The sequence below is a fragment of the Candidatus Tisiphia endosymbiont of Parasteatoda lunata genome, assembly GCF_964030955.1.
Taxonomy (GTDB): Bacteria; Pseudomonadota; Alphaproteobacteria; order Rickettsiales; family Rickettsiaceae; genus Tisiphia.
Genome location: NZ_OZ035003.1, coordinates 765795 through 789821, shown reverse-complemented (window position 1 = coordinate 789821; position 24027 = coordinate 765795). Strand labels below are relative to the sequence as shown.

The window sequence follows — 24027 nt, the reverse complement described above, 5'->3', positions numbered from 1 at the left end:
CACTTAATTAGAAAGACTCTGCGAATCAGCTAAAAGGCATCTAATGTTGTTCTGAATTGATGTTTTTATAACTTCCCAAGTTTGTTGATATAAAGTAATTTTTTCATTTATCCTCCTTTTGTTCATATCGAGCCAAGCAAATACAGCAAGGCAAATATGATTTCTCTGAGCTCGACCCGTGCGTGCCTGACAGCGTTCAATACCACAAGTTTGTTTTAATTCTCGATGATAAACTTCTATAGACCACCGTGCCTTAACAATTTTCTCTATTTGTTCACGTGTTGGATTTTCTAAGTTAGTTGTTATGTAATCAATGCGACCATTTTTTGCCACAAACTTAAATACCGTAACCCAACCGTATCCACGTAGGTGAATTTTTAGTCCCTCATCAGGAATCTCTAAACTTTCTAAGCTAACATTATGATTAACTTTTCTATTTTTTCTTAGGTTACTAACCCATGTCCAACCTAAATTACGTATATGTTTCAAATTCTCCAAACCGCTATACCACGCATCCATTACTACTGCATCAGGATTGATCCCTCTTTCCTTAGCTAAAGTAAGCATATCACAAAAATGCTCATTCTTTGTTTTTCCATCAGTTTCTTTATCATATATTCTATAATCTACAGGGGTAGATTGATCAGTTTTAGCATTGTAATGCAGTAAGTTGACCATCCCTATACCAGGTATAACATCATGTACAGCTCCAGAATATTGATAATGTACAAGCTCAATTTTCTTACTGTATTGCTTTGACAATAACGTGTCATCTCCCACTAATAAAGCAGAAAAATAATTAATCAAATGGTTTAACAATAACCATAACAACAGCCACTATCATCAACAGTGCTGGTACTTCATTAATGATACGATAAAATCTTTCAGAATGATTATTTTTGCCTTCAACAAAATTCTTCCTCCATCTAGCTAATAAACCATGAAAAATAGTGATACCTAGAACTGCTGTCATTTTTACGTAAAACCATGTTCCTAAAGCTACTAATCCATATATATAACTGTTAATTATACCTAAGGTATAAGTGCTGATCATAGCCGGATTCATAATGATTCTGAGTAACCTACTTTCCATTAACTGAAACATCTTGTCAGTTTCACTACCTACTACAACTTTAGTGTGGTAGACATATAATCTTGGTAGGTATAGTAAACCTATCATCCAAGAAATTGCTGATACAAGATGGAATGCTTTAAACCATAAATAATAACTAGCCATTAATTTTATCCCATTACTTAGTTTTTTAAATTACAAGGACACATAGTAAAATTATAAGGACATATTCTTTTATTAATTGAACTACATATCAAATTTTTTGTATCGAAACTATAATTAACTAAATTTGATACCATTTTAGTTATACTATTGATGAACAATTTATTTGTTCCAAGAGCAGGAGTCCTAATATATTCTATCTTGTACTTACCAGCAATCTTTCTATATTCAATGTCTAATTCTACCAGTGTTTCAACATGTTCTGATACAAATGCTATTGGGACTATTATAAGAGATTTATCTTCTTTTCCTGCTATCTCAATTTCATCCTCCGTATTAGGTTTAAGCCATTCCACTGGACCAACACGACTTTGATAAGTTATTTTATAATCTAAATTATCTATGCTAAGCTTAGATACCAAACTTTCTACGGTCTTTTCAATCTGCCACTGATATGGATCTCCTGCTTTTATTATTTTTACAGGCAGACCATGAGCTGAAAATAATATACGAAAATTTTTTTTGTTTTTCAATTTTTTAAATGATTGCTTTATTAATGATAAATGAGCTTCAATAAATTCGTCATCGATAGGGTAGCAACAAATAGTTTTAATATGTCTGGAATATTCACTTTTATTTTTATAAAGAGAAGACATAAAATCTTTAATCGAAGATCCAGTAGTGGTGCTAGAAAAATGTGGGTATAATGGTAACAATATTATTTCTGAAGGGTTATACTCATTTATTTTTCTTACTGCTTCTTCGGAATCAGGATAAGAATAACGCATTGCTATAAAAATCTTAAAATCCTCATTCAGAGTTTGTTTTAACTTCTCTGTAATAGCATCTTTTTGAGATTCTGTTTCTTGTAAAATAGGCGAATTATTACCTACTAGAGAATATATTTTCTGAGATTTTTTATTTCTAGTAATTGATATTATCTTAGCAAGAATAAACCTTAGGGGATTTGGCAAGTTAATAATTGCCTTATCATAAAATAAGTTAAATAGAAATTGTTTGACTGAGTTTAAGCTATTTGGTCCACCAAGGTTAAAAAGTACGATGGCTATTTTTTTTTGAGATATTTTAGTATTTAAATTCTCTAACATAATTAACTAAAAACTCAACATTTTCAACTGGTGTATTTGGCAAAACACCATGTCCAAGATTAAATATAAAATTTCTTTTTTTAAAATTTGCAATTATTTTACTTACCTTTTCTGCGATAATTTCTTTATTAGTAAGCAATATAAATGGGTCTAAATTACCTTGTACAACAATTTTCTCACTCCATAATTTCATGGCACTAGCTGGTACAAACTGATCTGCTCCAATAGCATCCACTCCAGTATTAACAATATATTTTTCATATAAAAGCCCAGAACCTCTTGGAAAACCTATAATTGGTAAATGTGGAAACTGTTTTTTTAAAGCTAATACTATTTTTTTTGTTGGTTGCACTACAAACTGATCATATTCTGCTTCTTCTAATATCCCTGCCCATGAATCAAATAATTGTACTAAGTCTACCCCAGCTTTTACTTGTTCCTTTAAATGAATAATAGTTTTTTCAGTAATAAAGTCTAGAAATTCTTGTGCTAAGTTATTATTTTCATAAATAAATTTTTTACTTGTTTCAAAACTTTGTTTGCCTCTTCCTTCAAGCATATAAGTCATTACCGTCCATGGACTACCGGCAAAACCTATCAATGCAGTATCAACTGGTAATTTTGCTTTAGTTTTATTGATTATTTCATAAATTACATTTAGTTTTCCATTTGAATTTCCTTCAAGATATTTAAAATCTTCTTTTGATTGAAATTTACGTAATATTGGTCCTATATTTTCTTCGAATTTTACATCCCAGCCAAGTGCATCAGGTAAAACTAAAATGTCAGAAAAAATTATAGCAGCATCAAATCCATACCTTCTTATTGGTTGTAAAGTCACCTCTACAGCCTTATCAACATTATAACATAAATCTAAGAAACCACTAACAGTTTTTCTTATTTTTTGATATTCAGACAAATATCTACCAGCTTGACGCATTAACCAAATAGGTACAAGATCATTTTTTTTCTTAAAAGTTTGTAAAAGCTGATTCATGAAATAACCCATAATAATATATATTTATATATAATATTTTTTTAGTTGATATAGACATTGTTAATATGTAGATTAATTATATATACACATAGTTATACACATTTTTTTATTGTCCCACTTTGGGAGAAAAACCCCGCACTTGCAGTGCGTCGTTTCAACATAAATTTTAAATATCTTATCAAGAAAAGATAAGAATGAATCATACAGATATTTTTTTAACAAAATCTTACACTTCACAGATATATTCTTTTTGTGTTGTGACACTTTCTAAATGAGCCATACATAAATAGTTTCTAACTTTTAAGTTAGTACATACATTAGGCATTCATGCCGTAATATTAAGCTCTGCACTTGCAGTGCAGAGTGGTTAACTGCTAAATTACCAGTGAAGTTTATTGATTATAATTATTACTCACATTATTCATAGGATTATTTTTTTAGTGGATAATTCATAGTGTTTTATGTGTGTAGAATGAGAAAACGTGAAAGATATTAGATATCTAGCATTTTACACACAAAATTATCCACAAAATTATTCTTTAAATTATATAGGTTATTAACCTCTATATACGGGATATATATGGGTAGTTATTGGTTACTTTTAATATAGAGATTAAAATATGAATAAAAATTATCCACAAAGACTAATAAACTATGAATAAGCTGATTATTCACTTAGTTTCAGACTCTTCAGTACAAACAGTTAAACATGCAGCTAATACTGCTTTGTTGTCCCACTTTGGGAGAAAAACCCCGCACTTGCAGTGCGTCGTTTCAACATAAATTTTAAATATCTTATCAAGAAAAGATAAGAATGAATCATACAGATATTTTTTTAACAAAATCTTACACTTCACAGATATATTCTTTTTGTGTTGTGACACTTTCTAAATGAGCCATACACAAATAGTTTCTAACTTTTAAGTTAGTACATACATTAGGCATTCATGCCGTAATATTAAGCTCTGCACTTGCAGTGCAGAGTGGTTAACTGTCCCACTTTGGGAGAAAAACCCCGCACTTGCAGTGCGTCGTTTCAACATAAATTTTAAATATCTTATCAAGAAAAGATAAGAATGAATCATACAGATATTTTTTTAACAAAATCTTACACTTCACAGATATATTCTTTTTGTGTTGTGACACTTTCTAAATGAGCCATACATAAATAGTTTCTAACTTTTAAGTTAGTACATACATTAGGCATTCATGCCGTAATATTAAGCTCTGCACTTGCAGTGCAGAGTGGTTAACTGCTAAATTACCAGTGAAGTTTATTGATTATAATTATTACTCACATTATTCATAGGATTATTTTTTTAGTGGATAATTCATAGTGTTTTATGTGTGTAGAATGAGAAAACGTGAAAGATATTAGATATCTAGCATTTTACACACAAAATTATCCACAAAATTATTCTTTAAATTATATAGGTTATTAACCTCTATATACGGGATATATATGGGTAGTTATTGGTTACTTTTAATATAGAGATTAAAATATGAATAAAAATTATCCACAAAGACTAATAAACTATGAATAAGCTGATTATTCACTTAGTTTCAGACTCTTCAGTACAAACAGTTAAACATGCAGCTAATACTGCTTTGTCACAATTTAGCAAAATTGAGTCAAAATTGTATCATTGGCCAATGTTAAGAAATGCAGAATCATTAAATGAGGTTTTGAAAAAAATCAAGATGAAACCAAGCATTGTATTATACACTATTTTAGATCACGAACTAAGAAGAAATTTAACTAAATTTTGTTATGATTTAAAAATTCCTTGTATCTCTGTTGTAGGTAGAATTGTAAAAGAAATTTCAGTTTTTTTAGGTGTAGAAACAGAAGAAAGTTTAGTTTATGATTATAAATTTGATGAAGGTTATTTTGATAAGATTCATGCTATTGATTATACTCTTAGACATGATGATGGTCAGATGACTAGTGAATTAGATGAAGCTGATATTATTCTGATTGGTCCTTCTAGGACATCAAAAACTCCAACTTCCGTATATCTAGCATATAATGGATTTAAAACAGCAAATGTACCTTATATTCATGGTTATCCGTTTTTAGACTTGTTAGGCAGCATTACAAAACAGCTTGTAATTGGTTTGATTATTAACCCAACTCGGCTAATTGAAATAAGAGAAACTAGAATGCATTTGTTACAGATGAGCGATAATACTAATTATACAGATTTTAAAACAGTCCAAGAAGAATGTATGCAAGTAAAACAAATTTGCGAGCAACAAGGGTGGCCAATAATTGATGTTTCAAGAAGATCTGTAGAAGAAACTGCTGCTGTAGCTATGAAGCTTTATTATGATCGTAAGAAATATGTTCTTAACAATTTAAATACTAACATTTTTAAGTAAACTTAAAGCAGTCATTTACAATAAGAATATTACTTAGTATGATTATAATTGTTAAAACACAGGGATGTTATCCCCACGTAGGTAGAGGAATCTAGAAAAATAGCAGGCTGTTGAGTATTATGCCTCATAGTTAAAAAAAACAGCTTCGTTGTTTACCTAGATCGCCACGGCATCTAAAGAGCCTTGCTATGACGATTATAGAAAAATGTAGGGTACTATGATTATGCTTACGCGGGGATGACATCGAAGGTGTTTTTTATTCGATATTTAATAATTCAAAAAATAAGAGATTATGGCAAGTAATATAACAGATGATTCTTTTAATAAAGAAGTTTTAGAGTCCACCACACCTGTATTAGTTGATTTTTGGGCTGAATGGTGCGGACCATGTAAAATGTTAACACCTATTATTGAAGAATTAAGTAAGGAATTAGTGGGCAAAATAAAAATCGTTAAAATGGACATAGATCAAAATCCCAATATACCTTCAAGTTTAGGCATTTGTAGTATACCTACAATGATTTTGTTTAAAGATGGGAAACAACTAGCTACTAAGACTGGAGTATTCCCCAAAAATATTATTGAAGAATGGATTAACTCTTCAGTAAAAATATAACTCATATTTTTAATATATGACGTCTAAACTAGTATTTATAGAGATATCTGATGGTTGTGTAGAAGGAATCAATAACCAACAAAGGGTAGAAAGTTTAAGACACTTTTTTATTAAAGGAGGTAAACTTTTTCCTTCGTCAATTCCTATCTTAAATAATATAAATCTTTCCTGTCAAAGAGGCGAAAAAATTGCCTTTATTGGTAGCAATGGTTCAGGTAAGAGTTCTTTGCTTAAAGTAATTGCTGGAATTTATCCATTAAAGTTTGGAAAAATTAAAGTTCACGGTAACTTTGCCGCCATTATTGAGATGGGAGTAGGTTTTGAATTAGAGCAAACTGGCAGAGAAAATATCAAAATGCTCATGATTTATAATAATATGTTAGGTAAGTATAGTAAAGAACTGGAACAAGAAATTATAGATTTTTCTGAGCTAGGGAATAAAATAGATTTACCGGTAAAAAATTATAGCTCTGGTATGTTATCAAGATTGGCTTTTTCTGTATCGGCTTTTCAAGATTCAGATATTCTTTTACTAGATGAAGTTTTTGCTGCTGGTGATAGTCATTTTATTGAGAAGTCGACCAATTTTATGAAAAACAAGTTACAAAATATACCTATTTTAATATTAGTAAGTCATCAAGAAAATATTATTAAGGAGAATTGTAATAGATGTGTATTATTAAAAGAAGGTAGTATTATCGCAGACGGTAATCCAAATGAAATACTAAAAATTTATAATAGTGGGAATTATTAATGATAAAGTATTTTTTTTCCAAGAAATACTGGTTGTCAGTGGTATTATTAACCCAAGCTTCTATATCTCATCAAAATAAAGATTCTTTTTTAGGTTCGTTATGGGGTTTAGTTCAGCCTTTTGTGCATATAATGATCATTTCATATTTTTTTGGATTTTTACTTAAGCTACCAAGAGAAGCAATGATTATGAATCTAGTCGGTGGTTTACCGTTATGGACATTTATTGTTAGCAGCTTAAATATATCATCAAATTCATTAATTAATCGCAGTGGTATTATAAAAAAGGTAGTAATTTCTAGAACTATCTTTCCTATATCGGATAGTTTAACACAAGTTTATACCCTAATTTATTCGTTTGTAGCTATGTATATAGCTTTTATCATTTTATATCCTGAAAGATTTAGTGTATATATACTTTTTGTACCAATACTTGTGTTACCGCTGATTATTTCTGTGATTAGTAGTTCTATCGCATTTGCATTTTTAACTCCTTATATACGTGATGTTCCACAGGTATTAAATTTGATTTTGAATGTTGCATATTGGACTATACCAATAGTGTACCCATATTCTATGGTACCAGAATCAAAGAGAATATTTTTTGAAATTAACCCCATTTTTCTTGTCATAAGACCAGTTCAATTCTTAGTAATAGAAGGAGTGTTGCCAGATGTATTTATGATTATAAAATCCTTTATTGTAGCCGTTATTGTTTCATTTTTCAGTTATCTTGGCTACAGATTTTTTTCTAAAAATGTCATATATTATATATAGCTAATCTAAAGAAGGTTTTAGCTATATGACACTTGCTTTTGGTTTAGATTTTATAGATCTGAATAGATTAGAAGGCTTAAAAAAATTAGATGAAATTTTTCTAAGTTTTCTGCGTAGCCATAGTTATTCTATTTATGAAATTATTTTATCATTAAGGGCTAATCCTGATCAAGTTGATCAAAAATATTACTCGGATTTTTTATTAGAAATTTCGCCTGTTTTTGATGATTTTCTAGCTAAGTTATTTGGTATTGAACAAGAAATAGCCAATCTGAGATTTAGTCATAAAGAATTTGATGTAATTTATGAATGTAAGAGAAAGTTCATCCAGCGTGTTGCGGTAAGAAAATATCCTCCTGAAAAACTAAAAGAGATTGATTTTGATAGTGTATCAATTTTTTTAGAAAAACTTTTAGGAGAGGAGTTTACCCAAGACAAGTTTGCTCGTCAAGTAATAAAATGGCAATTAGATGATGAAAAATATGCTTTTGAGTTAGATATAGCAGCAAAATATGCTGCCTTTATGGTTTATAATAGATCTCTTGCAGGAGTAGAGTTTCAAAGGAGATTTAATGAATCTGAAAGTATATTATTTTCTTTACCAAATAAAACAGATAAAGATAATTTAATAGATCTTAATAAGGTAGCTAAATATAAAAAACATGTAAGATTAGGGTTTGATTGTTTAAATCCTATATCTAATCTAGATACAGTCTTAAATGCTACTCACTATTGTATCTACTGTCATAAACAGGGAAAAGACTCGTGTTCTAAAGGGTTATACTCGAATGATTCTGCGAATATACTACCGACTACGCCATCAAAGTCGGGCTGTCCGCTGAAGCAGAAAATCTCTGAGATGAATTATGTAAAGTTCAAGGGGTTTAATTTAGCTGCTCTTGCTATTATTGTCATTGATAATCCAATGGTGGCTGCCACCGGTCATAGGATTTGTAATGATTGTTCTAATGCTTGCATTTATCAAAAGCAAGAACCTGTAGATATTCCTCTTGTTGAATCTAATATTTTGGAAACTACTTTGCTTCTACCTTACGGGGTGGAAATATATTTATTACTTACCAATTGGAATCCACTTAACATTTTTTCTCTGATGCCAAAGCCTTCAACTAATTACAAAGTTTTAGTAGTGGGTCAAGGACCAGCTGGGTTTAGTTTAAGCTATTATTTATTACGAGACGGACATACTGTAGTAGCTATAGATGGCTTAAAAATCACCCCATTACCTTTTGATATTAACAAGCCTATTAAATACTGGTCTGATTATAAAAAAAACTTATCAGAAAAAATACCTGAAGGTTTTGGAGGAGTAGCCGAGTATGGTATTACTGCAAGGTGGGATAAAAATAATTTAACTATATTACGTCTGATACTGGAGAGAAACAGTCATTTTAAGCTTTTTGGTGGTGTAAGTTTAGATAGTAATATAACTATGGAGCAGGTATTTCATTTAGGATTTGACCATGTTGCTTTGTGTGTTGGAGCTGGTAAGCCCAAAATTGCTCAAATGAAAAATTTTCTTGCAAAAGGTGTGAAAACAGCCTCCGACTTTCTAATGACATTACAATCAGGAGGAGCTTTTTTAGAACAATCTAACACTAATTTGCTTATTAGGATGCCTATTATTATCATTGGCGGAGGACTGACCTCTATTGATGCAGCAACTGAAAGTTTAAATTATTATAAGTTACAAGTAGAAAAATTTCTAAAAAAGTATGAATTGTCAGTTGAGGAGAATGGGAAAAATCATACAGAACAAAATTGGACAGATGAGGACAAATTAATAGCCGAAGAATTTATCTCGCATGCAAAATTATTTAGGCAAGTACAAGATACAGAAGCTGTAAAAAAAATCCTCGATGAACTAGGTGGAGTAACAATTTGTTACAGAGGAAAATTAAAGGATTCTCCTGCCTACAAGTTAAATCCTGAGGAAGTTATGTATGCTATGGCTGCAGGTGTAAATTTTGCTAAAGATATGATACCTTTAGGCATTGATGTTGATCAGTATACTTACGCTGAATCAATAGAATTTGATAATTTAGGTATAAGGAAAAAATTTAAGGTAAGGACTGTACTTATGGCAATAGGTACGCATAAAGATAATAGTTATTTGGAAAATCATTCGAGTATAACAGACTTCCTGCATAAGTCAAAAATAGTTGAGGAATTTTTAGGAGAAACGAAGCCGAGTACCGCAGCGTACACAGGCGTACGTGAGGAGTACAGGCGAGTTTCGGCAACAAAATTACCAACTAGATTGACTTATGCAGGAAGTATAACATATTTTGGTGATTGTAATCCTCAATACTCTGGAAGTGTGGTTAAAGCCTTAGCAAGTAGTAAAGAGGGGTACAAGTTTATTGGAAAAAAACTTACCAAAAATAGTCCAAATTTTCTTGGTAATTATGTAGATTTCTTTGCTAAACTAGATTATCTATTAATGAGTCGTATTGAAGAGGTTAAGATTCTATCTGATAAAATAGTAGAGCTGGTAATACATTCTCCTATCGCTGCTCAAAATTTTCAACCGGGGCAATTTTTCCGTTTACAAAATTATTCTAGTGATATTTCAAAAATTATCGAACCATTGGCTGTCACTGGAGCTTATGTTGATTCAGAAAAAGGGTTAATTCATTTGATAGTTTGGCAAAATGGTAAATCAAGTAAATTATGTAGATATTTATCGCAAAATGAATTAGTAGTACTAATGGGGCCTAGTGGTAAGCCAACTGAGATATTAAAGGATAGTAATGTAGTGCTTGTTGGTGGAGGAGTTGGAAATGCAGTTTTATGCTCAATAGCTAAGGCTCTTAAAAATAATAATTGTAAAATTATATATTTTGCTGGTTATAAAAATTTACAAGATAGGTTCTATCAAGAAAGAATAGAAGAAGCAGCCGATATAGTAGTTTGGTGTTGTGAAGAAGGTATTTTATCAAAAAATAGGGCGGAAGATATTAGTGTTAAGGGCGATTTGGTGTATGCTATAATGGGGCATTGTTACCTTTGGAAAAATTTGAGCATAGATAGGATAATAGCTGCGGGTAGTACAGAAATGATGGAAGCTATAAAAGATATAAAAGATGATTTTTTTGGTAACAAAACTCAATTAATAGTAAGTCTTAATTCTCCTATGCAGTGTATGATGAAAGGTATTTGCGGACAATGCATTCAGGAAGTCACAGACGAAAGGAAATATATTTTTACTTGTGCTTGCCAAGATCAAGATACAAAAATAGTTGACTTCACAGGGTGTAAAAGTCGTTTAGAACAAAATTCTCTCCAAGAAAAAAATTAAAATGACAAAAATATATAGATATATAGACTTACCAATTGCTCTAATATACTCAAATGATTTGAATATATTATTGGTATCAGATGGGGACTTTTTAACAGGTTTATATTTTGTAGGGCAAAAACATATGCCAATTTTAGATAGTAGTTATCATGAACAGCAAAATTGCAGTATATTCGATCAAACTTACCAAGAGCTAACAGAATACATAAATGGTACTAGAAAAGAATTTACCGTACCTTACCGTTTCATGGGGACTAATTTTCAGGAGAAAGTATGGTCTACCATCTCTGCCATCCCATATGCTAGAGTGATGAGTTACAAGGATATTGCAAATTTAATATTTGCTCCTAAATCTGTACGTGTAGTAGCAAACACTGTGGCACGCAACACTTTGTCAATTATAGTACCATGTCATAGGGCTATAGCTACTGATGGTAGACTAACTGGTTACGCTGGAGGACTTGAACTCAAGAAAAAACTTTTAGAATTAGAAGAAAGCTATAAGGATATGATTATACTTTGACCTTTATCGATAAAAATGATAAAATAGACCTAGAAAGGTGTTAATAACCAGCTTGAACAAATATACAAAATAGACTTACTGCATAAGTCAATCTAGTTGGTGATTTTGTCGTCGAAACTCGCCTCCGCTCCTCACGTACGTCTGTGTACGCTGCGGTGTTCGGCTTCGTTTCTCCTAAAAATCCCTCAACTATCTTTGATTTATGCAGCAAGTCTAATAATTATTTTAGATAAGTGATAATAATATGAAAATTTCAGCAAATGCTATTAGAGCTGGTAACATTATAGTGTATAATAATGATTTATGGGTTGTGAGCAAAACACCTGAACATACCAAACCTGGTAAAGGTGGGGCTTATGTGCAAGTAGAGATGAAAAATTTAAAAACTGGTACAAAACTTAATGAGCGTTTTAATTCATCCGATTATGTTGAAAAAGCACAGCTTGAGAATAAGGATTTACAATTCCTATATTTTGAAGGTGATGACCTCGTGTTAATGGATAATGAGACATTTGAGCAAATTTTAATTAATAAGGCAATTCTTAGCGAAAGATTGCCATTTCTTGAGGATAATATGGTACTCAAGGTACAGTTTTATGAAGAAAAAGCTTTAAATGCTGAATTACCGCAAACCGTTATTGCTGAAATTATGCAAACTGATCCTGTAATTAAAGGCTCTACGGTAACATCTTCTTATAAACCAGCGATTTTAACCAATGGAGTAAAGGTAATGGTACCGCCTTATTTAGTTACTGGGGAGAAAATAGTTATAAAAATTGAAGATATAAGCTTTGTTGAGAGAGCAAAGTAATATATACTTAGGTAGAACTTTAAGAGTTAAGGTCATTGTCTCTGAAGATTAAAGCTGCCTAGTTACTCATGTACGCACAGCTAGCTCGACTTTGCTATTGCCTCTTGAAGTTATACTATCGTCTATCATCAACTTTTGAAGTCATATATAGCTTATGCAGCCTATAACTAACTTACTTATTACTGCATCATGTAAAGCTGTTAAGTTTTTGAAGAGAGATTTTTTAGAGCTGGAAATGCTTCAAAGATCTAATAAGGGAAACTATGATTTCTGCAATAAATCTTACATTAAAACACAAGATTTATTACGTAATGAGTTGCAAAAATATACAAGTTCTTTATTTTTTTCAGAGGATAAGTTTGAATTAGATAACACTTCTGAGATGGTTTTATTAATAAATCCGCTTGATAGTTTGAGTAATTTAGAAAAAAGTATACCATTTTTTGCTGTATCTATAACGTGTTTAAAAAAGATTAATAAAATTTTAACCACGGTTTGTACTGTGATAAACTTTCCAGCTCTTGATGAGATTTATTATGTTGAGAAGGGAAAAGGGGTATGGGTAGGAAATAATACCACTAATAATAGTGGTAGATTAAGGGTTTCTGCTTGTTCTAGTTTTGATAATTTTCTAATTTCTACTGACGATTTTAACATAAACCCAGTTTTTTTGAAAAATGCTAGGGTTTTTGGTTCTCATTGTTATGGAATTCTATTACTTGCAGCTGGTAAGATTGATGCTGTTTATTTTTCATCATTAAATTACACTTTAAAAGCTAGTTTTGATTTAATTGTCCGAGAATCAGGTGGAGCAATAATAAATAATGACAAAACGTTTGTTGCTACTAATTATGAACTTTCCGAGAAATTTAAACATCTATTATTTGAAAAAACGTCATTGAGTAGTTAATTTTTGTTGCCAAATTTTTTTACTTTTATTTTTTTGTTGTATCATATACAATTTTGTTAGGGATAAGTTTTTTAGCATAGTACCCTACATTTTTTATATAACCACTATTAAAATGGTTGCTGATCGTCTATTAGCGAGGAGTCGCGAAAAAGCGGCGACATGGCAATCTAGGATACGCGAAGCGTTACTCTAAAAAACAGCTCCGCTGTTTACTTTGGATCGCCACGGCATCTAAAGAGTCTTGCTATGACGATTATAGAAAAATGTAGGGTACTATGGTTTTTTAGGATTAAATCTTGAAATCCCTAATATTATTCTAATAATTTAATGTTATGTTATGAAAAAGTTTAGTGTTAATTGTGATTTTGGTGGACAAATGGCACCGTTTACCATATATGTAGGGCAACCTGAGCCGGGGCATCATCCCTTGCATTTTCAGGATGACTGGTTATCAAAGCAACGTGGTGGGAAAATACCAGCTGAGGTCATGGATGCGATAACTAAACTGCAAGAACTGGCTAATAAGAATAATGTTCTGCTGGAAGAATTGTGTGTGTATGCTCTTGGTTCTGCACAAGAAGAGGATGATAAATCTGAAAAAAGTGAAGAATCGGAAAGTGATAATGACGACCAAGATAGTAATAATGATGTTAACGGTGAGACTGCTAGTTAACCTGAGTTCGATGTATATTGCTATGATTTCAAGAGTTGGGTAGACGATAGTATAATTTCAAGAAGAGCTAGGCAGTCTGTCCGGCAAAACTCTATAAGTCTTATAGATAATAGGGTTTAATGGCAGAAAATAATAAAGAAATCCATAAGAAAATGTTAAAATATGCTAATAAACCTTATGGATTTCAGTCAATATGCCAATAGAAAATATTATCAAATCACAAAAACAAGGAAAACTTTTTGGTTATAAATTAAAAGAAGAATTAAACTCAAATAATAAGCTATATAAATTAAGAGAATTAATAAATTGGTCTGGTCTAGAAGAATGTTTATCAAAAAATGTTTCTATTAAGAGATTTGGTAGAAATAGAAAATGTCATAGAGTGATGCTTGGTGTAACGATGCTACAAGCAATGTATAATTTTTCAGATTCATTAGCAGAGGAAGAACTAAAAGAAAACATGTATTGGCAATATTTCTGTGGGTGGGAATATATAGAAACGGATATAGCGATGTCGGAAACTAGCATAAGAAGATTTCGTAATTTATTGTCCCACTTTGGGAGAAAAACCCCGCACTTGCAGTGCGTCGTTTCAACATAAATTTTAAATATCTTATCAAGAAAAGATAAGATATTTTTTTAACAAAATCTTACACTTCACAGATATATTCTTTTTGTGTTGTGACACTTTTTAAATGAACCATACACAAATAGTTTCTAACTTTTAAGTTAGTACATACATGAGGCATTCATGCCGTAATATTAAGCTCTGCACTTGCAGTGCAGAGTGGTTAACTAGGTGAATCTGGATATAACGAGATATTAGCAGAGTTGATAAGAGTTGGAATAAGAACTAACACAATTAAAAAAAAAGATTTGGAATTGATAATTGCTGATACAACGGTACAAATTAAGAATATCAAGCACCCACATGATGTTTATTGTCCCACTTTGGGAGAAAAACCCCGCACTTGCAGTGCGTCGTTTCAACATAAATTTTAAATATCTTATCAAGAAAAGATAAGATATTTTTTAACAAAATCTTACACTTCACAGATATATTCTTTTTGTGTTGTGACACTTTCTAAATGAGCCATACACAAATAGTTTCTAACTTTTAAGTTAGTACATACATGAGGCATTCATGCCGTAATATTAAGCTCTGCACTTGCAGTGCAGAGTGGTTAACTTAATGGATAAAGCTAGGCTTAGTATTGTGAAGCTTTGCCAAAGTTTGGGTATAAGTTTAAACGAAACCTACGCTAGAACCTATAAGCGAGATATAATAAAGCTCTGGAAGTATAAAGAGCATAGCAAAGCCAAGAAGCGTTGGAAAATAATGAAGCATTTAAAAACGTTACTTGGTTGTTTGGTTAGAATATGTGAGCGTGAGATAAAAAATCAGAAATTAAACTTATCTATCAGAGATCAAGAAATATTGAAAAAAGTAAAACAAATACATAGCCAATCTGTTTTAAAAAGAGAAGAGAAAAAGCAATACAAAGAACAGAATAAAATATTGTATAGTTTTCATGCCCCTGAGGTAGAGTGTATAGGGAAGGGAAAACGAAACAAGCCATATGAGTTTGGCAATAAAGTTGCGGTAGTAGTCAGTGGTCGTAGAAATTTTGTACTGTCAGCAAAATCGTTTCATAATAATCCTTATGATGGTCATACATTGCAGCAGAGTTTTGAAGCGGTAGAAAATGTAACTGGAATAAAGATAAAAAAATCGTTTGTTGATCTTGGTTATACTGGCAGCAATGTTAAAGAGAAGAGTAAGGTATATACCCCAAAAACTCGGAAAAAGTTATTGAAAGAAGACAAGTGTATGATCAGGAGACGCAGTGCTATAGAACCAATAATAGGGCATTTGAAACAATATGGCAGGATGGGCAGAAACTTCTTGAAGGGTGTGATAGGAGATGTGATCAATCCAATAATCTCTGCTATAGGTTTGAATTTACGATGTATTGCCAATCATTTACACATCATGCCTAACTCTACATAAAAAAATTATCATTAAAAAGTCTCCCCGTCAAAAGTCTAGAAGGATAATATATAATATGCTTAGCAGATAAAAATATATAGAGAATCCATAAGAAAAAGCTATAATATTGGCAAAAAACTTAAGGATTATCTGATTAATGCCGATAGAAAATATAACAAAGTTGCAAAGACAAGGACAACTTTTTGGTTACAAACTGACCGAAGAATTAAACCACAATAATAAATTATATAAATTAAGATCATTAATAAATTGGTCTAGTTTAGAGGAATGGTTGTCAGCAAATGTTGATATTAAGAAATTTGGTAGGAATCGCAGATGTCACCGCCTGTTACTTGGGGTGACTATGCTGCAAGCGATGTATAACCTGTCAGATGCAGCGACTGAGGAAGAGTTAAGAGAGAACGTATATTGGCAGTATTTTTGTGGTTGGGAATATTTGCAGAAAGATGCTGAAATATCAGAAGCTAGTATCCGTCGGTTTCGTACTATATTAGGAGAAGATGGCTACAATGAGATATTAAAGGAGCTGATAAGAATCGGATGCAAAGCAGGTGTAGTAAAAAAAAAGACTTAGCATCGATAATAGTTGATACTACTGTACAAATTAAGAATATTAAGTATCCCCATGATGTGTACTTGATGGATAAGGCAAGAATAGAGCTAGTAAAGCTATGTCATGCCTTAGGCATCAAGTTAAATGAAACATATGCCAAGCAATATAAAAGAGATATATTAAAATTATGGAAATATAAGGATAATAGTAAAGCCAAGAAGCGTAAGAAAATAATGAGGCATTTAAAAGTATTACTGGGTCGTTTAGTTAGGATATGTCAGCGAGAAATAGCTAAAGCAAATTTAAGTTTATCGGCAAGACAACAAGAAATACTGAATAAGATAAAAAAGATACAAGTACAATCTATATTGAGTAAAGCAGAAAAAGAACAATATAAAGAAGAGAATAAAATATTATATAGTTTTCATGCACAGGAGGTAGAGTGCATTGGTAAAGGGAAATTAAACAAGCCATACGAGTTTGGTAATAAGGTTTCGATAGCAGTAAGTGGTCGGGGTAACTTTGTATTAGGGACAAAATCTTTTCATGGCAATCCATATGATGGGCATACATTATCGGAGACTGTAGAGATTGTAAAAGAATTAACAGGAGTTGAAGTAGCAAGAACCTTTGTTGACTCAGGTTACAAGGGGAATAATTTTAAGGAGAAGGGCAAAGTGTATAGCCCATATTGCAAGAAGAAACTATCGTCAGATGATAAGGCAATGCTCAAGAGACGGAGTGCCATAGAACCGATAATAGGGCATCTTAAAAGTTATGGTAGAGTTGGCAGAAACTACCTGAAAGGGGTAATAGGAGATGTCATTAATCCGTTAATTTCCGCTGTAGGATTGAACTTACGGTGTATTGCGAATCATTTACTCAAAACAAATTTTTCTACATAGAAATTAGTCAGTAAAAAAATAATCAAATAATTACAAAATCGTTAATAAATCATCATGCAAAAATTCTCTAAAAATCATCTTTTTGTACCAAAAATTTAAATCAAAAAAATTAAACTCTCAAATTTTATACAAGAATTTTTGGCTAAGGTATTAAATTTTGAATTTTTCTTAATTTTTAGCACTTTTGACGGGGAGACTAAAAAACTTGCTAAACGATTAAAAAAAATCGTTAACAATAAGCTCATGTAAAAATTTTACTAAAACAGAAATTTTTCAATAAAATTGAAAACAATTTTTAATTTTAGTGCAAATATTAGAATTTTTTTTGTAAAAATTTTATAGTCACCTTTTTGGTTAAAACCCCCAGCTTCAGCTGGGAAAGACTTCAGTCCTTGTTCTAATATTTCAATTCACTATAACTTGAATATATGATATTTTAATATACATGAAGAGCTTGCTCTTATGTATATTAAAATATCATATATGACAGATTATAACAAGACTAGCCACACTGTATTTTACCATCGCTTTCATGTTGTTTGGATCACTAAATATCGCTACAAAAGTATTGCAGGGTAACTTATAAGAATTAGGATCAGAGAGATAGCACAGGCATTAGTAATATCTCTTTAGAGTAATAGCGACTTCCAGTCTAGATATCAACCCACCAGCTTCAGCTGGTTGTTATTGAGTCAATCATAGATTATGGGGGGCTTTAAATATTTTTGGCGGAGACGGACTAGGCAGCAGCAAAGTCGAGCTGCTAGGTGTACATGAGTAACGGAGCAGCCATAACATTTTTTATGTCACTACTGTTAAGAGTCCTTACGAGGGGTCGCGAAAAAGCGGCGACGCGGTAATCCAGGATATGCAAAGCGTATTAGAAGAAACAGCTTCGCTGTTTATTTGGATCGCCACGACATCCAAAGATGCTTCGCGATGACGATTATAGAGAAATGTAGAGTACTATGGCTTACATCAAACTGAGGTTAGCTATTTATCATAATTGGCACACAATAATAATTTTGATCAGGTGGTTGTGTCTATATCAGAAGATATTACATTAATAAAATTCAGTAATGTATCTAAACAATTTGGCAAAAAGTTACCCCTTAATAATATTAATTTTACCGTTAAAAAAGGTGAGGTTACGACTTTAATTGGTCCAAATGGTGCTGGGAAAACAACAATAGCTAGATTAATCTTGGGATTAGACAGTGCCTCATCTGGTAATATAACAATTCACCCCTATCTAAAAATTGGCTATGTACCGCAGAGACTAGATTTTGCTTCAGACTTACCAATTACAGCTGAAAATTTTTTATATTTATTAGCCTCAAATGCTACTCGCAATGATTGGCAAGAATGGAATAATTTTATTGATTTTGATAATTATAAACATCATGATATTTCAGAACTTTCTAGTGGTCAATTTCAGAAGCTAATTCTAACTGCTACCTTACTCAACAATCCTGATCTAATTATTTTAGATGAACCAACTCAATCATTAGATGTTACTAGTCAGCAAGAATTTTATCGGATTATTAATCAAATAAAAAAACGTCTAAATATTACAATTTTTATGATATCACATGACTTATTTACTGTGATGAAAAACTCTGACCAAGTTATATGTTTGAATGGACATATATGTTGTAGTGGTAAGCCTAACGATTTAGCACAGAACCAAGACTTCCTAAACACCTTGTCATCAATTGGTTTTTATGTCCATCATCATGACCATAAACATTAGATATTTTTGGCAAACTCACTTGGGCATTGCCCGCAATGAAGGATTGGTAGAAATATACCTCATGACATATTATACCCACCATTAATTGACAACGTTTCCCCAGTAATAAAACCAGCTTGCTCATCTGCTAGATACTCTACGGCTCTAGCAATTTCTTCTGGTCTACCCAACCTTTTCATTGGCACAGCTGCTATTATTTGCTCTAGTACATTAGCTGGTATCTTTTCAACCATTGATGTTTTAATATACCCAGGAGCTATACAATTTACCGTTATATTTTTAGAAGCTGATTCCCTAGCTAACGCCTTAGTAAATCCTATAATTCCAGCTTTAGCAGCAGAATAATTAGTTTGCCCTATTTGTCCTGCCTGAGCATTAATTGAACTAATATTAATAATTCGTCCGTAATTTTGATTTCGCATTTGGTTAATTACTGCACGGCACATATTAAAGCATGAGCTAAGATTAACGTTAATCACTTCTTGCCACTCTTCTTCAGTCATTTTATGCATCATCGCATCCCTAGTAATACCAGCATTATTCACTAGGACACTTACTGGACGACCAAATTCATTTTCAAGTTCCTTTATTGACCTAAAACATTCAGCATAATTTGCTGTATTCCATTGCTTAGTTTTAATAGAATAATTTTCATTAAAATCTTTAGCAGCTTGGTAATCACTATAAAAATTTGCTACAATGGTAAAGCCTCTATCCCTTAATGCTATAGTAATAGCCTTGCCTATCCCCCTTGTTCCCCCTGTAACTACTGCTAACTTTGACATAATATCTATAACTCGTCTACAGCTTCAACAGATTCTACCTCGGGGATAAAATGTTTAAGCATTGATTCAATACCATTTTTTAAAGTAATAGCCGAACTAGGACAACCTTGGCAAGCTCCACGAAGTTCTAATTTTACCACTCCATTTTCAAATCCTCGATATATTATATCACCTCCATCCATGGCAACCGAAGGACGTACACGTGTTTCAATAATTTCTACAATCTGTTGTTCGATTTCAGACATCTCGTCAGAATTATTTATGGCAGATTGACCATTTTCCCCATCAAAAGCAGTAAAACCAGCAGTAAAATGATCCATAATAATCATCAAAATTTCAGGTTTTAAAACTAGCCAATCACTTTCTTCTTCTTTAGTAACGGTAATAAAATCACTACCAAAAAATACAGATTTTACGTTATTTATACTAAATAATTGAACTACTAACCTGCTTTTACCTTTTGCCTCATCAAGATTACTAAAATGAACCGGTCCATTAGGACTAACAGGTATGTTAGGGAAAAATTTTATCGCATTAGGATTAGGAGTAATTTCAGTTTGAATAAACATATACTTTTTCCTCGATAAAAAGAATGATCTTGATAAAAATGAATGGTACCCGCGGCCAGACTTGAACTGGCAAGGGTTTGCACCCCACGGATTTTAAGTCCGTTATGTCTACCATTCCATCACGCGGGCAAGGTCAGGTTATTTTAGACTCTATGAAGATTGCACAGACTAATAAAAAAAACGTTAAAAAGCAAGTATTTTTACTATAAAACCTCATTTCTTCTTGATTTTCATTGAGTATATAGCTAAACCGGAAAGGTTTCAGCCAAAAAACCGTCATTGCGAGGAGGCGATGAAATCGCCGACGTGGCAATCTAGGATACGCGAAACGTTACTCTAAAAAACAGCTTTGCTGTTTACCTAGATCGCCACGGCATTTAAAGAGCCTTGCTATGACGATTATAGAAAAATGTAGGGTACTATGCCTTTCGTTACAGAATATATCATATATTTATTGTCCCACTTTGGGAGAAAAACCCCGCACTTGCAGTGCGTCGTTTCAACATAAATTTTAAATATCTTATCAAGAAAAGATAAGATAAGATATTTTTTTAACAAAATCTTACACTTCACAGATATATTCTTTTTGTGTTGTGACACTTTTTAAATGAACCATACACAAATAGTTTCTAACTTTTAAGTTAGTATATACATTAGGCATTCATGCCGTAATATTAAGCTCTGCACTTGCAGTGCAGAGTGGTTAACTGTCCCACTTTGGGAGAAAAACCCCGCACTTGCAGTGCGTCGTTTCAACATAAATTTTAAATATCTTATCAAGAAAAGATAAGAATGAATCATACAGATATTTTTTAACAAAATCTTACACTTCACAGATATATTCTTTTTGTGTTGTGACACTTTCTAAATGAGCCATACACAAATAGTTTCTAACTTTTAAGTTAGTACATACATGAGGCATTCATGCCGTAATATTAAGCTCTGCACTTGCAGTGCAGAGTGGTTAACTAATCCATCAGATTACTATAACATAAAATAATGCTACCACTAAGAAGGCAATCGTTATAATGCAAAATATTTTAAGTAATATAATTAACCCTGTGCGGAGCTTAATACAACTAATATAATCTTCAATTACCACACGCATACCAAGCATTGAATGATAGAAAGCAGTAATAAGCAGTATTCCTAAAGGGACAATATTGTAAGGTCTTTGTAAAGTACTAACAAAATGAGTAAAACCCTCTCTAGTAGCATATTTAATAAAAAATATTAGCCAAATAGAACAAATTGCTAAAATAATAGCTGTTATTCTTTGATGCAACCAGTGACTCGAACCACTTTTTGCCGAACCAACCCCTTTAGCTTTTGCCAACTCTGTCCTTAAATTATTATTCATATAGAGGCCTTAAGTTAAATTATTATTTCACCTTACGTATAACACCCATGGTAATTTAAAAGTCATAGGGAAAACAACCTAGCGTCATTGCGAGGAGTGCGTAAGCACGACGAAGCAATCCATTTCTAATTACTTTATGGATTGCTTCAACCACTACGTGGTTTCGCAATGACGTCTTGTACTTTTCTGCAATTTTTAAATGCTATACGTAAGGTGAATCACTAATAGACACTTAGAAATTTATAAACAATAGATATCTTTCGAAACTCGCTTGTGCTGAGGAATTTGAAGGAGTCACGGAACGCAAAACCACAGCGTACTTAGGCGTACGTGAGGATTTGAGTACCGGAACGACGTACAAATTACCAGCAGAAGTAGAGTTTCGAAAGATATCTAATATTAACAACCTGTTCTGGTTAGCTATAACAACCAGAAAACTAACATCATCAATATCGAAGCTACTACCACAAACCAACCTGTGAAGTTAATAGCCCTTATTGAGAAACAATGCCCACTATCCCAAATTAAGTGACGCACCCCATTACATAAATGATAAAACCATGCAAAACTTATGAATATTAGAGGAATTCTAAGTAAATTACATTTAAAGCACTGTAAATATTCAGGATCAAATTTACTAAAAGCTAATAAAATAAAGCACCACGACAATATTGATAGTCCAAAAAATAAGCCTATCCCCGTTATACGATGCAAAATAGACAAAACGGAGCTTATCTGCTTTTTATATATCGTCAAATGAGGAGAAGTAGGTCTACTATTATAAATTTCCTGCTTTGTTTTTGTCATAAGTTTCTGTCATAAATTATCTATAGGTGTAATCTATATCCTAAAACAAATTCAGGATGAAGCCCCTATAACTCTAATAGCAACAGTATAAACGCTAGTTAGAAAATACTCAAGTTTTCATATTGTATTGTACAATAACCTGAGTTTGACGTAAGAAAGAACATTTGAAAATTAAGAAGGGAGGGATTATAAAGTTCTCTAATAATAATGACAAAATTGGAGAATATATTATGATCCCTCTTACGGAGATTTTCTGCTTAATTGATGATTTTTGCAAGCATTTTGATAAGGAGCGAAATAAATATATATTACCAAATCCTAACCGTAAGCGTAAAGTGGGCTGCAGTATAGGACTCTCAGAGATTATTACTATTATAGTAATGTTTCACTTGAGTCACTACCGTACCTTTAAAGATTTTTATTTATGCTGCCTATGCCAAAGTTATAGAAAGGAATTTCCAAAACTTGTGAGCTATAGTCGTTTTGTTCAGTTAATGCCAATGAGCTTCATGCCCATGGTGTTACTGCTAAAAAGCCTAACAGGAAAACAAACTGGTCAATATTATATCGACTCTACTAAACTTCCTGCTTGCCATAATTTAAGAATTAATAGACATAAAGTATTCAAAGACATAGCAAAAAGAGGTAAGACTTCCACTGGGTGGTTCTTTGGCTGTAAGCTACATATTGTCATTAACAGTTGCGGAGAGATTATGAGTTTTTCTTTAACTCCTGGAAATGTCGATGATAGAGCAGTGGTGGAAAATTTAGTAGATAAATTACAAGGCTGGCTTTTTGGTGATCGTGGGTATATCAGTAAAAAACTCACTCAATCCCTTGCTAATCAAGGTTTAGAACTAATAACAAAAATTAAAAGTAATATGAAAGAAAGAATAATAGATCCTATTAAAAAGCAGTTTTTAAATAAAAGGCACATTATTGAAACCATTAATGATCAATTGAAAAACCTTTTTCATATAGACCATACAAGGCATAGATCTGTTATGAATTTTCAAACTAATGTATTAGCTGGGCTACTTGCCTATGTTTTCAAACCTAATAAAATTTCTGTAGCTTTTGGAAAATTAAACAATCTCAACCTTCATCTTGCATCAAACTGAGGTTACAATAATGAAGTTAATTTTATGAGAACGATGAGCATTAGTTTAAACGAGACCTT

General features: G+C 32.0%; 29 protein-coding genes and 1 tRNA gene. 15 read left to right on the top strand and 15 right to left on the bottom strand.

Annotation, left to right across the window (positions count from 1 at the left end; all coding sequences use genetic code 11):
* Nucleotides 1-3 precede the first annotated feature (3 nt).
* From AAHN00_RS04900 to AAHN00_RS04870, 7 genes are all read right to left on the bottom strand, one after another.
* A complete protein-coding gene (locus AAHN00_RS04900) occupies nt 4-807 on the bottom strand; it encodes a transposase (RefSeq protein WP_342272291.1) in 804 nt (267 codons plus the stop codon).
* Nucleotides 800-1237, bottom strand: a complete 438-nt coding sequence (gene hemJ, locus AAHN00_RS04895) for a protoporphyrinogen oxidase HemJ (protein WP_341751481.1) — start codon at nt 1235-1237, stop codon at nt 800-802. The genes AAHN00_RS04900 and hemJ overlap by 8 nt, the downstream gene beginning before the upstream one ends.
* A 17-nt stretch (nt 1238-1254) precedes the next feature.
* Nucleotides 1255-2343 (bottom strand): ferrochelatase, encoded by a 1089-nt coding sequence (gene hemH / locus AAHN00_RS04890; protein WP_342272290.1) that lies wholly within the window; start codon nt 2341-2343, stop codon nt 1255-1257.
* On the bottom strand, nt 2321-3340 hold the full coding sequence (gene hemE / locus AAHN00_RS04885) for a uroporphyrinogen decarboxylase (RefSeq protein WP_342272289.1): 1020 nt from the start codon (nt 3338-3340) through the stop codon (nt 2321-2323). Before hemE ends, hemH begins: the two co-directional genes overlap by 23 nt.
* A gap of 72 nt (nt 3341-3412) precedes the next feature.
* Nucleotides 3413-3604 carry a hypothetical protein gene (locus AAHN00_RS04880; RefSeq protein WP_342272288.1) on the bottom strand — a complete coding sequence of 64 codons (192 nt, stop codon included), beginning with the start codon at nt 3602-3604 and terminating at the stop codon, nt 3413-3415.
* A 407-nt stretch (nt 3605-4011) separates the two neighbouring features.
* A complete protein-coding gene (locus tag AAHN00_RS04875) occupies nt 4012-4224 on the bottom strand; it encodes a hypothetical protein (RefSeq protein ID WP_342272737.1) in 213 nt (70 codons plus the stop codon).
* 36 nt (nt 4225-4260) lie between these two features.
* The gene (locus tag AAHN00_RS04870) at nt 4261-4425 is read right to left on the bottom strand and encodes a hypothetical protein (protein WP_342272287.1); all 165 of its coding nucleotides are present in this window, start codon (nt 4423-4425) and stop codon (nt 4261-4263) included.
* A 451-nt stretch (nt 4426-4876) separates the two neighbouring features.
* Here AAHN00_RS04870 and AAHN00_RS04865 point away from each other — a divergent pair, with 451 nt between their 5' ends.
* The 10 genes from AAHN00_RS04865 to AAHN00_RS04820 all read left to right on the top strand — a co-directional run bounded on the left by AAHN00_RS04865 (nt 4877) and on the right by AAHN00_RS04820 (nt 14705).
* Nucleotides 4877-5722, top strand: a complete 846-nt coding sequence (locus tag AAHN00_RS04865) for a pyruvate, water dikinase regulatory protein (protein ID WP_341751478.1) — start codon at nt 4877-4879, stop codon at nt 5720-5722.
* Between the two features lie 292 nt (nt 5723-6014).
* The gene (gene trxA / locus AAHN00_RS04860; RefSeq protein ID WP_342272286.1) at nt 6015-6338 is read left to right on the top strand and encodes a thioredoxin; all 324 of its coding nucleotides are present in this window, start codon (nt 6015-6017) and stop codon (nt 6336-6338) included.
* A gap of 16 nt (nt 6339-6354) precedes the next feature.
* On the top strand, nt 6355-7092 hold the full coding sequence (locus AAHN00_RS04855) for an ABC transporter ATP-binding protein (RefSeq protein WP_341762772.1): 738 nt from the start codon (nt 6355-6357) through the stop codon (nt 7090-7092).
* Entirely contained in the window at nt 7092-7868 is a 777-nt protein-coding gene (locus tag AAHN00_RS04850; protein WP_341755383.1) for an ABC transporter permease, read from the top strand. Before AAHN00_RS04855 ends, AAHN00_RS04850 begins: the two co-directional genes overlap by 1 nt.
* A 25-nt stretch (nt 7869-7893) precedes the next feature.
* Nucleotides 7894-11187 carry an FAD-dependent oxidoreductase gene (locus AAHN00_RS04845; RefSeq protein WP_342272285.1) on the top strand — a complete coding sequence of 1098 codons (3294 nt, stop codon included), beginning with the start codon at nt 7894-7896 and terminating at the stop codon, nt 11185-11187.
* A gap of 1 nt (nt 11188) precedes the next feature.
* The gene (locus AAHN00_RS04840) at nt 11189-11710 is read left to right on the top strand and encodes a methylated-DNA--[protein]-cysteine S-methyltransferase (RefSeq protein ID WP_342272284.1); all 522 of its coding nucleotides are present in this window, start codon (nt 11189-11191) and stop codon (nt 11708-11710) included.
* Nucleotides 11711-11954: 244 nt separating this feature from the next.
* Nucleotides 11955-12521, top strand: a complete 567-nt coding sequence (efp, locus tag AAHN00_RS04835; RefSeq protein WP_341751472.1) for an elongation factor P — start codon at nt 11955-11957, stop codon at nt 12519-12521.
* A 154-nt stretch (nt 12522-12675) separates the two neighbouring features.
* A complete protein-coding gene (locus AAHN00_RS04830; RefSeq protein WP_342272283.1) occupies nt 12676-13431 on the top strand; it encodes an inositol monophosphatase family protein in 756 nt (251 codons plus the stop codon).
* A 337-nt stretch (nt 13432-13768) separates the two neighbouring features.
* The gene (locus AAHN00_RS04825; RefSeq protein ID WP_341751470.1) at nt 13769-14104 is read left to right on the top strand and encodes a DUF2610 domain-containing protein; all 336 of its coding nucleotides are present in this window, start codon (nt 13769-13771) and stop codon (nt 14102-14104) included.
* Nucleotides 14105-14297: 193 nt separating this feature from the next.
* Nucleotides 14298-14705, top strand: a complete 408-nt coding sequence (locus tag AAHN00_RS04820) for a transposase (protein ID WP_342272282.1) — start codon at nt 14298-14300, stop codon at nt 14703-14705.
* 221 nt (nt 14706-14926) lie between these two features.
* Here AAHN00_RS04820 and AAHN00_RS04815 read toward each other — a convergent pair whose 3' ends face one another.
* Nucleotides 14927-15118 (bottom strand): hypothetical protein, encoded by a 192-nt coding sequence (locus AAHN00_RS04815; protein ID WP_342272281.1) that lies wholly within the window; start codon nt 15116-15118, stop codon nt 14927-14929.
* 166 nt (nt 15119-15284) lie between these two features.
* Between AAHN00_RS04815 and AAHN00_RS04810 the strand changes: the two genes are divergently transcribed.
* From AAHN00_RS04810 to AAHN00_RS04795, 4 genes are all read left to right on the top strand, one after another.
* Entirely contained in the window at nt 15285-16115 is an 831-nt protein-coding gene (locus tag AAHN00_RS04810; RefSeq protein WP_342272280.1) for a transposase, read from the top strand.
* A gap of 136 nt (nt 16116-16251) precedes the next feature.
* Nucleotides 16252-16689 (top strand): transposase, encoded by a 438-nt coding sequence (locus tag AAHN00_RS04805; protein ID WP_342270975.1) that lies wholly within the window; start codon nt 16252-16254, stop codon nt 16687-16689.
* A complete protein-coding gene (locus tag AAHN00_RS04800; protein WP_342272279.1) occupies nt 16656-17573 on the top strand; it encodes a transposase in 918 nt (305 codons plus the stop codon). Before AAHN00_RS04805 ends, AAHN00_RS04800 begins: the two co-directional genes overlap by 34 nt.
* A 1045-nt stretch (nt 17574-18618) precedes the next feature.
* Nucleotides 18619-19326 carry a metal ABC transporter ATP-binding protein gene (locus AAHN00_RS04795; RefSeq protein WP_342272572.1) on the top strand — a complete coding sequence of 236 codons (708 nt, stop codon included), beginning with the start codon at nt 18619-18621 and terminating at the stop codon, nt 19324-19326.
* A gap of 59 nt (nt 19327-19385) precedes the next feature.
* Here the strand turns inward: AAHN00_RS04795 and AAHN00_RS04790 are convergent, their stop codons facing one another.
* From AAHN00_RS04790 to sdhC, 7 genes are all read right to left on the bottom strand, one after another.
* Nucleotides 19386-20111: an SDR family oxidoreductase gene (locus tag AAHN00_RS04790; RefSeq protein WP_342272278.1), complete on the bottom strand. Its 726-nt coding sequence runs from the start codon at nt 20109-20111 to the stop codon at nt 19386-19388.
* Nucleotides 20112-20116: 5 nt separating this feature from the next.
* A complete protein-coding gene (locus AAHN00_RS04785) occupies nt 20117-20680 on the bottom strand; it encodes a NifU family protein (RefSeq protein WP_341751468.1) in 564 nt (187 codons plus the stop codon).
* Between the two features lie 43 nt (nt 20681-20723).
* Nucleotides 20724-20809: transfer RNA gene (locus AAHN00_RS04780), tRNA-Leu, on the bottom strand.
* Between the two features lie 270 nt (nt 20810-21079).
* Nucleotides 21080-21280, bottom strand: coding sequence for a hypothetical protein (locus AAHN00_RS04775; protein ID WP_342272277.1), 201 nt, complete (start codon nt 21278-21280; stop codon nt 21080-21082).
* A 36-nt stretch (nt 21281-21316) separates the two neighbouring features.
* Nucleotides 21317-21541 carry a hypothetical protein gene (locus AAHN00_RS04770; RefSeq protein WP_342272276.1) on the bottom strand — a complete coding sequence of 75 codons (225 nt, stop codon included), beginning with the start codon at nt 21539-21541 and terminating at the stop codon, nt 21317-21319.
* A 115-nt stretch (nt 21542-21656) separates the two neighbouring features.
* Nucleotides 21657-22040: a succinate dehydrogenase, hydrophobic membrane anchor protein gene (gene sdhD / locus AAHN00_RS04765; protein WP_341751466.1), complete on the bottom strand. Its 384-nt coding sequence runs from the start codon at nt 22038-22040 to the stop codon at nt 21657-21659.
* A gap of 420 nt (nt 22041-22460) precedes the next feature.
* On the bottom strand, nt 22461-22847 hold the full coding sequence (gene sdhC / locus AAHN00_RS04755) for a succinate dehydrogenase, cytochrome b556 subunit (protein ID WP_341748050.1): 387 nt from the start codon (nt 22845-22847) through the stop codon (nt 22461-22463).
* Between the two features lie 230 nt (nt 22848-23077).
* Between sdhC and AAHN00_RS04750 the strand changes: the two genes are divergently transcribed.
* A complete protein-coding gene (locus tag AAHN00_RS04750; RefSeq protein ID WP_410521414.1) occupies nt 23078-23968 on the top strand; it encodes an IS982 family transposase in 891 nt (296 codons plus the stop codon).
* Nucleotides 23969-24027 lie beyond the last annotated feature (59 nt).